This is a genomic window from Synechococcus sp. J7-Johnson, assembly GCF_024345795.1.
GTDB lineage: Bacteria > Cyanobacteriota > Cyanobacteriia > PCC-6307 > Cyanobiaceae > Regnicoccus_A.
In genome coordinates this window covers 23,441-36,176 of sequence record NZ_JAGQBU010000007.1, presented here as the reverse complement: position 1 = coordinate 36,176, position 12,736 = coordinate 23,441, and the positions used below count along the sequence as shown (strand labels likewise).

Sequence of the window (12,736 nt, the reverse complement as noted above, 5' to 3'; positions counted from 1 at the left end):
TCAGCGCTCCCGGATCTGCACCAGCTGATTAGCGCCGTTCATCACGGCGGAGATCAGCAGATCGATGATCAGGTACGAGCCCAGGAGAAGCAGAAACACCTCCAGGGCCCGTCCTGTCTGGTTGAGGGTGGTTTCCGACACGGAATACAGATCCACATATCCAACAGCCACCGCCAGGGAGGAGTTCTTGGCCAGGGAGATGTACTGGCTGTTCAGGCCAGGCACGATCACCCGGAGGGCCTGGGGCAGCACCACCGAGCGCATGCTGGCGCTCCAGTGCAAGCCCAGTGAGGTAGCCGCCTCCCATTGGCCCTTCGGCACGGAGGCGATGCCGCCCCGCACCACCTCGGCCACGAACGCGCCGGTGTAGGTGATCAGGCCGGTGAGCAGGGCTGTGAACTCCACCGAGAGGCGCAGTGGTGCCTGCCAGACTCCATTGACCAGCTCCGGTCCCAGCCAGCTGAGGCCCTGGGCAAACCAAGCCAGATACAGCCCCGACTTCGAGAGCACGATGCCAGGCAGCTGAAAGGCGGCGGTGCCGTTGGGGAGGGCCAGGAACACCACGAAATACCAGAACAAGAGCTGCAGCAGCAGGGGGATGTTGCGGATCACCTCCACGTACACCCGGGCCAGCCGCCGCAGCAAGCCATTGCCGCTGAAGGAGGCCATACCCATGGCCGTACCCAGCAGGGTGGCCCCCACCAGTCCCACCAGAATCACCCGCAGACTGTTGACCAATCCCACCAGCAGGGCACGCCAGTAGGGCATCGAGGCGTCAAAAGGGATCAGGCTCTCGGCCACATCGAAGCTGGCCGGCTGGCCCAGCCAGCGCCAGCTCAGCAACAGCCCGGCTGCAGTGAGGTTGCGCACCAGGTTGCCCACCAGCAGGGTGATCACCAGGAGCAATGCCAGGCCCACCACCGCCTGAACGATCCAGGGCACTACCCGGCGGTCACGCCACCAGGGGATTCGCTCGAGGGTGGTGCTCAACGGAAGGGCGGCGAATAGATCAGACCACCCTTGCTCCAGAGGCGGTTTTCGGCCCGCTCGAGCTTGAGCGGGGAGCCGCTGCCCACGTTGCGCTCAAAGATTTCGCCATAGTTGCCAACCGCTGCGATCGTCTTGGGAACGAAGTCGGCCGGCAGACCCAGTTGCTTGCCGAAATCACCCTCCACCCCCAGGAAGCGGCGCAGGTCGGCCAGGTTCTTGTTTGCCTTGGCCTCGGCCACCTTGGCGGCCACATTGGCCTTGGTGATGCCCAGCTCCTCAGCCTGGAAGAGGGCGAATACGGTCCAGCGCATGGCATCGGCCCAGGCGGGGTCGCCATTGACGCTGGCGGGGGTGAGTGGCTCCTTGCTCATCACCTCCGGCAGCAGGATGTGCTCATCAGGTTTGGGGAAGCTGCTGCGCTTGGCTGCCAGCTGGGAGCGGTCGCTGGTGACGGCGACGCAACGGCCGCCGAGGTAAGCCGCGTAGGTCTGGTCGCCGGTCTGGAACTTGAGCGGGGTGTAGGCGATGCCCTGCTCACGCATGCGATCGGCCAGGTTGAGTTCGGTGGTGGTGCCACTCTCCACGCAGATCGGTTTGCCGGCCAGATCCTTGAGGGTCTTGATGCCGCTTGCCACCGGGGCCATCAGGCCTTGGCCGTCAAAGAAGGTGGTGGGCCCGAACGAAATGCCGTTTCCGCCGGCCGAATCACGACTCAGGGTCATGGTGGTGTTACGGGCCAGCATGTCCACCTCACCGCTGGCCAGTGCCGCGAAGCGCTCACTGGAGTTGAGGTCGCGGTACTCCACCTTGGCTGGGTCCCCCAGCACAGCCGCCGCCACAGCACGGCAGGTGTCTGCATCGAGCCCGCTGTAGGTGCCATCGGGGCCGAGGAAGCTGAAGCCTGGCAGCTTCCCGTCCACGCCGCAGACAAGCTTGTCGCGACCTCGGATGGTGGAGAGCTTCATGCTCTGAACACCGCCTCCGCTGCCACTGTCGTCGGCGCAACCAGTGAGGGTGAATGCCAACAGCAAGGGGAGGGCGAGGAGCCAGCGGGGCGAGGGTTGCATCAACCGGAAGCAAAGCAGTGGGCGCAGTTTGCCAGCTCTGCCACGGACATGCCGATAACCCGGGCTGATAATGGGCTCTCTGCGGAATCGATGGGTGCCAGGCAGCGCCAGTTCCCCCCTCAGGCCATCCACCAGCACGAGCCCCAATCCCATCCGCGAGCTGCTGGATCGCTTCCAGCAACGACGCTCACGCCTGACTGTGCCCCAGTTCACCGTGCTCACCGGCCTGCTGGTGATTGCCGTGGGCACGGTTCTGATGGCCCAGCCTGTCTTCTCCAGCGATAGCGTCGGCCTGTGGGAGTCCCTGTTCACGGTGATTTCCGCCATCACCGTGACAGGGCTTTCGGTGGTGGATGTGGGCAAGGACCTCACCTTCCCCGGGCAGGTGCTGCTGTCCCTACTTATCCTTACTGGTGGGCTGGGGTTGATGGCCATCACCACCTTTCTGCAGGGCTTCGTTCAACGGGGCTCGCGTCTGAGGCGCCGGCTTGATCGCGGCCGGGCCATGGACGAATTCGGCGTGGGCGGCATCGGCAACACGTTTCACTCGATCCTGATCACCGCAGCCTGGGTGATCGGCATGGGTACTCTCGTGCTCTTCACCGTCGGCTTTCGTGACATCGCCGTGCCGCGCGAGCGGCTCTGGGCCGCTCTCTTCCACTGCATCAGCGCTTACAACAACGCAGGCTTCGGGCTCTGGAGCGACAGCCTGATGGGCTACAGGGCCAATCCGGTCGTGAACCTGGTGATCATGGTGATGATCGTCTCGGGAGGGATCGGCTACCGGGTCACCAACGACCTGTGGCAGAAACGCTTCAAGGTGCGGCTGATCCGCAGTTTCAGCCTGCACACCCGTCTGGTGGTGCGCTGCACGATCGCCCTGATCGTGATCGGTGCGGCGGGGTTGCTGTTCACCGAGCACTTCACCCGCTCCAGTGGACTCACGACCCTGACCTGGTGGCAGCAGCTGCAGGTGGTGTTCTTTCAGTCGGTAAGCGCCCGTACCGCCGGCTTCAACACCGTGCCTCTTTCAGTGGATGCAATCTCTGAAGCGGGTCTGCTGCTGATCATGACGCTGATGTTCATCGGCGCCAGTCCCGGCGGGACCGGCGGTGGCATCAAGACCACTACCTTCGCGAGCCTGGTGGCGGCAACCCGCTCCACCCTCAGGGGTGAGGACACCGTGGTGATCCGACGCCGGGCCATCTCAGACAAGGTGATCCTGCGGGCGGTGGGGGTGACCCTGGCCTCCCTGCTGTTCGTGCTGCTGATGGCCCTGGTGCTGGTTCTTGATCGTGCCGCCGGCAGCGACGGTCAGTCGTTCTCCTTTCTGGAGAAGTTGTTCACCTGCATCTCCGCCTTCGCCACCGTGGGCCTGGATGTGGGGGTCACCTCAGAGCTGAACCGCTGGGGCCAGCTGGTGCTGATGGTGGGAATGTTCGTGGGCCGGATCGGCATCCTGTTGCTGCTCTCCGCGATCTTCGGCAGCCATCCCACGTCGCGCATCGCCTACCAGCACGAAGATCTGTATCTCTGAGCAAGTCGACCGCCGGGGCGGAGAATGACTTGTCTGCGCGTGGCACCTGTTTCATGGCGGCTCTTCCCGACCGACTGCTGATACGCCGACCAGACGACTGGCATGTACACCTGCGCGATGGGGCGATACTGCGGGCCGTGGCCCCCAGCACGGCCCGCGTGTTCCGTCGGGCGATCGTGATGCCCAACCTGCTGCCACCGATCACCACGGCAGCGGCTGCAGCGGCCTACCGCGAGCGCATCCTCTCGGCGGTGGTTCAAAGCGATGACTTCGAGCCCCTGATGACGGCATACCTGACAGACACAATCGATCCTGGTGAGCTGGAGCGCGGCTTCACAGACGGTGTCTTCACAGCTGCCAAGCTCTATCCGGCCCGGGCCACCACCAATGCCGAGGCCGGGGTGAGCGATCCGGCCCGCATTGCGCCTGTGCTGGAGACCATGGAGCGAATCGGCATGCCTCTGCTCATCCACGGGGAGGTGACTGACCCCGAAGTGGATGTGTTCGATCGAGAAGCGGTGTTCATCGAGCGCCACCTTCAACCCCTGCTGGAGCGTCACCAGGGTCTGAAGGTGGTCTTCGAGCACATCACCACCGCCGAGGCCGTGGCCTTCGTTGAGGGAGGAGCGCCCACCCTGGCCGCCACGATCACCCCTCACCACCTGCAGATCAACCGCAACGCCATGTTCCTGGGCGGACTGCGTCCCGATGCCTACTGCCTGCCGGTGGCCAAGCGAGAACTGCACCGGATCGCCCTGCGGGGGGCCGCCACCTCCGGCAACCCGAAGTTTTTCCTGGGCACCGATTCAGCCCCACACACCCGCAGCGCCAAGGAATCCGCCTGCGGTTGCGCCGGCATCTTCAATGCGCCCCACGCTCTCGAGAGTTATGCACAGGTGTTTGAGCAGGAGGGTGTCCTGGAGCGGCTGGAAGATTTCGCTTCGGTGTTCGGGCCCCGCTTCTACGGTCTGCCGCTAAATGGTGGCACTATCGAACTGGTGCGCCAGCCCCTGCAGGTTCCCCTGATGCTGGAGCTGGGGGGCGAGGGAGATTCGCTCCAGCCGCTGGTGCCGTTTCAGGCCGGCGAAACCTTGTCCTGGCAGATCAGGGCACCATCCAGCTAGGAAATCAGCTCGGGTCTGGCCGAGGAGGAAGGCACCAGCCCGAGGAAACGGGCCAGATAGGGCAGGCTCATGCCCTGGACGAATAGATTGATCACCACAACGATGAAGATGATGCTCTGGGCGTTCTGGCTGAGTTCTGCGACGATGGATTGATCGATGCCCCGGATTCTGGGGATCGCCAGGCTGAGATCGTGGGCGAGAGCGAGGGGAACAGCGCCGCGAAGACCGCACCACGACACCAATAACGATTCCTTGATGCTGAAGGGTGAGAAAGGCTGAAATATCAGCACACTAATGGGTCGTGCCACGAGCATCAGACCCAATGCCGCAAGAATGCCGATCGGCAGTGCATCGATCAGATCGGGGGGGTAGACCAGAAGACCGAAGACCAGGAAGATCGCGATCTCCGTCATTGTATTGAAGGGAAGAAGGACCTCCTGGATGGTGATGTGATTGATCTCAGGCGAGCGATAGACGGTGTTGGTGAGAAACAGTCCGTTCACATAGATGGCGATAAATCCTGAACCCCCAAGAAGTGTTGTGACGCCATAGACGACAAAGGCGATCGAGACAGCCACGACAAGCAGCTGGGCGCGATCCTCCACCAGATAATTGATCACAAAACGGGCCATGTAACCGAACACAAAGCCCACCATCAGGCCGATGCCAATCTGCTGCAGAAAGATCTTGACCTGGGTGAGCACCGTGCTCTCCAGGCTGTAGGTTCCGGCGGCAGCACCGGCGCTGACAAAGATGCCCACCACCAGCCCGTAGAAGAGCAGAGCAGAGGGATCATTCACAGAGGATTCAAATTCCAGCAGGTGCTGAAGTCGCATGGGAACCTTGCGCCGCACCGATCGCAACACGCTCAAGGTGGCTCCCGCGTCGGTGGAGCCAAGGCAGGCGGCGACCAGCATCGCCGCACCCAGAGGAATGGCTTCGATTCGCCCCATGCTGATGGTGCTGGCGTAAGGAGAACCTACAAGCCAGATCATCCCACCCAACAACAATGAAGAAATCACCACACCACCAACGGCGAGCATGATTCCGTATTCGAAGAATCCTCTGATCGCCGCCAGATCAGTCTTAAGCCCGGCATAGAACAACAGTAGTGCCAATCCGAGCATCTGAAAGTTTGCCGCCTGGGCATGGGTTATGTCGAGGCTGCTTACGTTGATCGACAGGCCCAGCAGCAGCACTCCCAGGATGGCGGGTATACCGATCTTTGGAGAGAAGCGGCTAATGGCCAGGGTTCCAAGAAACAGAATCCCGATGAACAACAGCTGAGCCTGGATGGGGAGGTCCAGGGCATTCGCCTGATCCGAGGAAACGGAGGCCAGAAGCTGGAAGAACGTTGGTGAGTGGAGCATCCGCTGATCAGTGGCAAGTAATTTTGATAGTGGTATCAGACCTTGGCCTGTGTGGCTGGGGCAGGGGCTGCCGTAGTGTGTTCCGCCAGCAGGTCGGCCTGTTCCTGGCTGAGGCGCCCAGCTGCGCGCAGGACAGCGGTGATCCGCTCAATGCCCACCACCGCATGGCAGGTGTAGCCCTCAGCGGCCAGACGAGAGACAGCCTGACCCCCGTGGTCGATGAACACCACCACGTCGCGCACCTTCAGCCCCGACGACTCCAGCTTGGCGATGCCCTCCAGCACGCTTCCGCCTGTGATCAGGATGTCATCGACGATGACGACGGTTTCGCCCTCCTCGAAATCCCCCTCGATCAGGCGCCGGGCCCCATGGGCCTTGACCTCCTTGCGCGGATAGATCAAGGGCACATGCAGCTGCAGTGACAGCCCCGTGGCCGTCGGCAGGGATCCGTAGGGAATGCCGGCGATTCGATCGAACTGAAGGCGGGCCAGTGGCTGCGCATAGGCATGCAGCACCCGGTGAAACAGATTCGGATCGGAGATGATCCGGCGCAGATCGATGTAGTAATTGAAGACGGCACCTGAAGCCTGCACGTACTCACCGAAGAGCAGGCAGCCGATGTCGAACAGATCCACCAGCAGCTCATCGATCCGCTGCTCATCGAGGTCCTGATCCTCCAGCCGTTGCAGCTCAAGGCTCTTGGCGTCGAGCAGGCTGCTTGCCGCCGCCGCTGCCCTGGGCGCGGGCAACCAGAGCTCGCAGCGGTCGGCAGTTCCTCCATCCCAGTTGGCCCGCATCGTCTCGATCTGCTCTCGCAGGGCCTGGGTGCCCGCCGCCATGCCCTCCTCCACCAGCAGGTGCTGGGGCAGGGGCAGCAGCAATCCATCGGCGGAAGCGTTGAGACCCGCCTGAAGCAACGCCTCCAGCCGCTCTTCCTCCCCCCAGAGGCTGCGCAGGATCAGAAAACGCTCTGGTGCTTCCCTCCGCACTCTCGCCAGAATGGCCGGATCGCTGGTTCCCACTTCCAGCAACAGGTGCTCCGGGGTGCCCCAGAGCTGGGTTTCGCGCACGATCGTGATGAAGAGCGGGTCGTCCTCGTTGGGATGGTGCTGCACCACCCGGGCGCCGGGATTCGAGCTGTGACAGGTGAGCACCACCGCCCGGTCCGGATAGAGCAGGAAGGGGGCGGCGATGTCCTGCCCCGCCAGAGGGGAGAGGGTGACCGCATCCACGCCGAGGTCGCGGAAGATGTAGTGGGCCAGGGCCGAGGAGCTGTTGAGATCGCCGTGCTTGGCATCGAGGATCAGGGGCAGCTCCAGCGGCACCAGTTCGCGCACCTCCCGCAGCAACTCCAGGCCGATCGGCCCCAGGGCCTGGTAGAAGCCCAGGCTCGGTTTGTAGGCGCAGACGTTGTCGGAGGTGGCCTCGATCACCGCCTTGATCCAGCGGCGGGCCTGGGCCAGAAATGAACCGCTGCCGGCGTTGTGGCGCGTCCAGGTCTGCAGCATCTCCGGATTGGGATCCAAGCCGGTGATCAGCAGCGACTGGCGGCTGGCCATCGCTTCGGTGAGTTTGACGAAAAAGCTCATGGCGCCTGCCCCTGGGCCAGCATGGCAGTGCAGGCCACCCCCCGACCGCTCAACCGTTGGCCCGGTGCGTCGATGGCCTTCGGAGATCGAGTGCTGACATGGGTAACCGAGTTGCGCTCGTTGGGGTGAGGGCAGAAACGGTGCAATGTATGAGGTGCAGCTCCGGTTGGCGGTGGTACTGCCAATCCTTGGCGATGGATGAGCAGAACGCGCCTCTTGAGCGACGTCCAGTACCAGGGACAGTGTGAGATCGTGTCTTTCCCGTTTAATGCCAGCTGCTTGAGGAGTTCAGATCAATCGATCCCCCTGCTGCCTGAGGTCTCAGTCCTTTTTTGAGAATTTAGAGGCAGTCTGCAGGGGGCCTTGATGGGCAAGGCTGCCGCAAGATCCCCAGAAGTTCCCATCGGACCTCTCGATCGGCCCCGCACCGGAAAGTCTGGGGCCGCATCTCCTGACATCGGCTCGCGCAACCGTGGGGCCATCGCCAGACTCCTTGCAGATTCAAGACCGGGTCGTATCCCCACAGCGCAATGAGGATCACGGTCGGCTGCGATCTGACGGTTGCCTGTCAGCAGCCCACACCCCTGCTGCTGATGGTGCAGCCCCACACCAGCCGCCGGGTTGATCTGGTTACCGCCGATCCGCTGGTCTCGAACCCTGCCGTACCGGTGACGGAGTTTGTGGATGGGTTCGGTAATAGATGCTGTTGCCTGGTGGCCCTGGCAGGTGACACCCAGCTGAGCCAGCGGGCGTTGGTGGAGTGCAGCGGCAAGCCCGATCCGGTGCTCCCCCATCTCAGTGCGGTTCCCGTGGAGGCCCTGCCACCTGAGACCTATCAGTTCCTGCGCCCCAGTCGTTATTGCGAGACCGACCGGCTGGATCAGACCGCCTGGGACCTGTTTGGCGAGATCCCCGCGGGTTGGCCACAGGTGCAGGCGATCTGCGACTCGGTGCACACCCGCATCCACTTCGACATGGGCCAGGCCCGCCCCACCAAGACCGCGCTCGAGGTGCTGGAGGAGGGGCAGGGTGTCTGCCGCGACTTCGCCCATCTGGCGATCGCCTTCTGCCGCAGCCTGAATATTCCGGCGCGTTACTGCACCGGCTATGTGGGATACACAGGGGTGCCGCGCGGGCCGGAACCGATCGATTTCTCCGCCTGGTTCGAGGCCTATCTGGAGGGGGGCTGGCACGTCTTCGATGCCCGCTACAACACCCCGCGGATCGGCCGGGTGCTGATCGGCCGCGGCCGCGATGCCGGCGATGTGCCGTTCCTGCATTCCTTCGGCCCCCACGACCTGACCAGGTTCGAGGTGATCACCCAAGCCCTGGCGGCAGTCTGAGCGGAAGCTCGATCACCGGCTCGTGGTTTGACAGAAGTTCAGCTCGGCCAGCTCGAGTCTTTCAACGCCGGCCTTTATCGACATGCAGCAGAGGCGGCGATGGGCCGGTCTCCGGCGCTGGAGATCCGCATTTTCAGCGATCAGGATCTGGCAGGCCGGCCAGCCGAGGTGGAAGCGGCGCTCCAGGGCGCACAGGTTCTGTTCGCCAGCCTGATCTTCGACGACGACCAGGTCGAATGGCTGCGGCCACGCATCGCCGGGATCCCCACCCGCCTGGTGTTCGAATCGGCGCTGGAGCTGATGGTGCTGCCCCATGGCCCAATCCTGAAGGTTGCGATCGACGTCCGGGCCGCCGAGCCGCATCAGAAGGCCCTTCGCCGCATCCATCCCCACACCCAGCCGGATAGGGCGGTCACCCCCTGGTTTTTCAATCGCTGGCCTCGCGGTTCATCCGGCTGATCAGGCTGGAAGGAATCTCCTTCGGGCAGACCGCCGAGCACTCCAGCTGGTTGCCGCAGGCTCCGAAGCCCTCTGTCTCCATGCGTTGGCGCATCCGTCTGGAGCGCCGGGGAGCTTCCGGCTTGCCCTGGGGCAGGAGCTCGAGATGGGCCAGCTTAGCCGCCACGAACAGGCTGGCCGACGCATTGGGGCAGGCTGCCACGCAGGCCCCACAGCCGATGCAGCTGGCGGCGTCGAAGGACTGGGCGGCCTGATCCAGGCCGACCGGCAGGGCATTGGCCTCCGGGGCGCTGCCGATGTTCACCGACACATACCCCCCGGCCATCAGCAGCCGATCGAGGGAGGAGCGATCGACCGCCAGATCCTGGATCAGGGGGAAGGCCCGAGCCCGCCACGGCTCGAGAGTGAGAACCTGGCCATCGCTGAAGTCACGCAGGTAAAGCTGGCAAACAGTCGTGCCGCTCCGGGGCCCGTGGGCCTGGCCATTGATCATGAATCCGCAGGACCCGCAGATGCCCTCACGGCAGTCGTGATCGAAGTACACCGGCCGCTCGCCCGCCAGCAGCAGCTGCTGGTTGAGGCGATCAAGGGCCTCCAGCAGGGAGAGATCCGGGCTCAGGTCCGTGAGAAGATGGTCGAGGATGTGTCCGCTGGGCTCGTCCCGGCGCTGACGCCAGATTCGAAGGGTGAGGCTGAGGCTGGAAGGACCGCTCATCGGTAACTGCGAGCCGTGGGGCTGATCAGACGGAAGTGCAGCTGTTCCTGGTGGCGGATGGGTGTGCCATCAGCCCGCCATTCCCAGGCCGCGATGTGGCTGAACTCGGCGTCGCGACGCAGGGCCTCGCCGCTCTCGCTCTGGTGCTCCTCGCGGAAATGGGCCCCGCACGACTCCTCTCGCGCCAGGGCATCGCGCAGCATCAGATCAGCCAGCTCGAGGTAATCCTCCAGCTGCAGGGCCTTCTCCAGCTCTGGATCCAGGGGTGTGCCGGGATCGGGGAGCAGCAGGTCCTGATCGAAGCTTGCCCGCAGAGCTGCCACCTCTGCCAGCCCCGAGCGCAGACCAGCGGCCGAGCGGCTGATGCCGCAGCTCTCGATCAGCAGGGCCCCCAATTGACGGCGCAGCGCTTCCGCCGGCTGGGCGCCGCTGCTGGACCGCAGTCGGGTGATGCGCTGCCGCACGCCCTCCAAGGCCGCACGGCAGGCGGGGTGGTCGCGGTCGATCACGGGGTGCTGATGCTCGGCCAGCCAGGCCGGCACGGTGGCTGGGGCGATGAACAAGCCATCGGCCAGACCCTGCATCAGGGCGCTGGCACCGAGCCGGTTGGCGCCGTGCTCGGAGAAGTTCGCCTCCCCCAGCACGAACAGGCCCGGGATCGTGCTCATCAGGTGGTAGTCCACCCAAAGGCCACCCATCGTGTAGTGAGGAGCTGGATAGATGCGCATCGGCTCCCGGTAGGGGTCGGCTCCGGTGATGCGCTCGTACATCGCGAAGAGGTTGCCGTAGCGGGCTTCAATCACGGCGCGTCCCTGGCGCTCGATCGCCTCGTTGAAATCCAGATAGATCGAGCGGCCGGCCGGCCCCACCCCATGGCCGGCCCCGCAGAGCTCGCGGGCGCGCCTGGAGGCCACATCGCGGGGAACCATGTTTCCGTAGCTGGGGTAGAGCCGCTCGAGGAAGTAATCCCGCTCAGCCTCCGGTACCTGATCAGGCCGTCGCTGATCCCCCGGCTGCCGCGGCAGCCAGACCCTCCCGTCGTTGCGCAGGCTTTCGCTCATCAAGGTGAGCTTGCTCTGGTCGGGATCGCCGCTGGGAATGCAGGTGGGGTGAATCTGGGTGAAGCAAGGGTTCGCCATCAGGGCACCGCGGCGATGGGCGCGCCAGAGGGCGCTGGCGTTGGAGCGCACAGCGTTGGTGGAGCGGTGGAACACGTTGCTGTAGCCGCCGCTGGCCAGCAGCACCACATGGGCCGTGTGGGTCTCGAGGGCACCGCTGAGCCGGTGGCGGCAGATGGCGCCGCGGGCCACGCCCTCGTGGGTGATCAGATCGAGCAGATCCCGCTGGGGGCAGAGCTCCACCCGGCCAGCCTCCACCTGCCGCAGCAGGGCCTGGACCACGGCGTAGAGCAGCTGCTGGCCCGTCTGACCGCGGGCGTAAAACGTACGGCTCACCTGGGAGCCACCGAAGCTGCGGTTGGAGAGGGTTCCGCCGTATTCACGGGCGAAGGGGACCCCCAGGGCCACGCACTGATCGATGATCGAACCGCTGATCTCAGCCAGTCGGTGACAGCCGGCCTCGCGCGCCCTGAAATCACCGCCCCGAACTGTGTCGCGGAACAGCCGCTCAACGCTGTCGCCGTCGTTCTGATAGTTGCGGGCTGCGTTGATGCCCCCCTGGGCCGCCACCGAATGGGCCCTTCTGGGGCTGTCGTGGTAGGTGATCAGCCGCACGTGAAAGCCCTGCTCAGCCAGGCTGGCGGCGGCGGATGCGCCCGCCAGGCCACTGCCCACCACCAGCAGCCTGAAATGGCTCCGATTCGCCGGCGCAATCAGCGCTAAATCCTGACGGCACCGGCTCCAGGCGTCAGCCACCGGGCCCGGCGGCAGCTGGGGATCGAGCCGCATCAGAACCCAGCCCCTGCCAGAGCGCCTGTGGCCCGCAGAGCCAGGGGCAGCAGGGCGAAGCCACCACCGATCAGGGCCGCCAAGGCACGGCTGGCCAGGCGCAGCCCTGAGGCGTTGGTCTCATCCAACCAGCCCAGAGAGCGGAACAGGCTTTCGGCACCGTGAAGCAGATGGATACCAAGGGCCACTCCCGCCAGCACGTAGAGCCCCAGGGCCCAGGGAGAGGCCAGCGCCAGCAGAAGGGCTTGCCGCTCCAGGCCATCCCCTGGCCTGTGCCAGCGCAGCTGGACCAAGTGCACGGCAAGGAAAAGCAGCAGCAGTGCACCGCTGAACGGAGCTGTACGACCAGCCAGGGCCGTCAGAGGTTGAAGACGCCGGCTGCGCCACAGGCCGTATGGCGCCGTTCCCCGGGCTCGGCGGTTGGTGATCACCCGCTGGAGGGTGAGGGCCAGGTGGATAAGGCCCACCAGGGCCAGGGTGAGCTCCAGGGGCGGCAGCCATGGAGCGTGATGCAATGCCGTTGCATAGCTCTCGAAGCCAGCTGGATCCAGGAGCGCCAGAGATGCACCCAACCCATGGGCCAGGACAAACAGAATCAGAATCGCTGCCGTGATCGGAATCGCCTGGGCCATACC

11 protein-coding genes are annotated in these 12,736 nt (G+C 64.5%); 4 read left to right on the top strand and 7 right to left on the bottom strand.

Features of this window, described 5'->3' with window-relative positions:
- Both KBY93_RS05310 and KBY93_RS05305 read right to left on the bottom strand, forming a co-directional pair.
- Positions 1 to 990 (bottom strand): ABC transporter permease subunit, encoded by a 990-nt coding sequence (locus tag KBY93_RS05310; RefSeq protein ID WP_255093202.1) that lies wholly within the window; start codon positions 988 to 990, stop codon positions 1 to 3.
- A complete protein-coding gene (locus tag KBY93_RS05305) occupies positions 987 to 2,057 on the bottom strand; it encodes an amino acid ABC transporter substrate-binding protein (protein WP_255093201.1) in 1,071 nt (356 codons plus the stop codon). Before KBY93_RS05305 ends, KBY93_RS05310 begins: the two co-directional genes overlap by 4 nt.
- A 199-nt stretch (positions 2,058 to 2,256) precedes the next feature.
- On the opposite strand from KBY93_RS05305, the gene KBY93_RS05300 reads away from it, so the two are divergent.
- Positions 2,257 to 3,594, top strand: a complete 1,338-nt coding sequence (locus tag KBY93_RS05300; protein ID WP_255093279.1) for a potassium transporter TrkG — start codon at positions 2,257 to 2,259, stop codon at positions 3,592 to 3,594.
- A 53-nt stretch (positions 3,595 to 3,647) separates the two neighbouring features.
- Complete coding sequence (gene pyrC / locus KBY93_RS05295; protein ID WP_255093200.1) at positions 3,648 to 4,718, top strand: dihydroorotase; 1,071 nt, start codon at positions 3,648 to 3,650, stop codon at positions 4,716 to 4,718.
- On the opposite strand, the gene KBY93_RS05290 is transcribed toward pyrC, so the two are convergent.
- Positions 4,715 to 5,998, bottom strand: coding sequence for a cation:proton antiporter (locus tag KBY93_RS05290; RefSeq protein WP_255093199.1), 1,284 nt, complete (start codon positions 5,996 to 5,998; stop codon positions 4,715 to 4,717). The genes pyrC and KBY93_RS05290 overlap by 4 nt on opposite strands.
- Positions 5,999 to 6,123: 125 nt before the next feature.
- The gene (locus KBY93_RS05285; RefSeq protein ID WP_255093198.1) at positions 6,124 to 7,677 is read right to left on the bottom strand and encodes a bifunctional orotidine-5'-phosphate decarboxylase/orotate phosphoribosyltransferase; all 1,554 of its coding nucleotides are present in this window, start codon (positions 7,675 to 7,677) and stop codon (positions 6,124 to 6,126) included.
- Between the two features lie 530 nt (positions 7,678 to 8,207).
- On the opposite strand from KBY93_RS05285, the gene KBY93_RS05280 reads away from it, so the two are divergent.
- Together KBY93_RS05280 and KBY93_RS05275 are read left to right on the top strand one after the other, a co-directional pair.
- Complete coding sequence (locus tag KBY93_RS05280) at positions 8,208 to 9,020, top strand: transglutaminase family protein (RefSeq protein WP_255093197.1); 813 nt, start codon at positions 8,208 to 8,210, stop codon at positions 9,018 to 9,020.
- A gap of 27 nt (positions 9,021 to 9,047) precedes the next feature.
- Positions 9,048 to 9,479, top strand: a complete 432-nt coding sequence (locus tag KBY93_RS05275) for a DUF3479 domain-containing protein (protein ID WP_255093196.1) — start codon at positions 9,048 to 9,050, stop codon at positions 9,477 to 9,479.
- Here the strand turns inward: KBY93_RS05275 and KBY93_RS05270 are convergent.
- From KBY93_RS05270 to KBY93_RS05260, 3 genes are read right to left on the bottom strand one after another with little or no spacing between them, the layout of a single operon-like run.
- Positions 9,448 to 10,194 carry a succinate dehydrogenase/fumarate reductase iron-sulfur subunit gene (locus tag KBY93_RS05270; protein ID WP_255093195.1) on the bottom strand — a complete coding sequence of 249 codons (747 nt, stop codon included), beginning with the start codon at positions 10,192 to 10,194 and terminating at the stop codon, positions 9,448 to 9,450. The genes KBY93_RS05275 and KBY93_RS05270 overlap by 32 nt on opposite strands.
- Positions 10,191 to 12,101 carry a fumarate reductase/succinate dehydrogenase flavoprotein subunit gene (locus tag KBY93_RS05265; RefSeq protein ID WP_255093194.1) on the bottom strand — a complete coding sequence of 637 codons (1,911 nt, stop codon included), beginning with the start codon at positions 12,099 to 12,101 and terminating at the stop codon, positions 10,191 to 10,193. The genes KBY93_RS05270 and KBY93_RS05265 overlap by 4 nt, the downstream gene beginning before the upstream one ends.
- Complete coding sequence (locus tag KBY93_RS05260) at positions 12,101 to 12,733, bottom strand: succinate dehydrogenase cytochrome b subunit (RefSeq protein WP_255093193.1); 633 nt, start codon at positions 12,731 to 12,733, stop codon at positions 12,101 to 12,103. The genes KBY93_RS05265 and KBY93_RS05260 overlap by 1 nt, the downstream gene beginning before the upstream one ends.
- Positions 12,734 to 12,736: the final 3 nt, after the last annotated feature.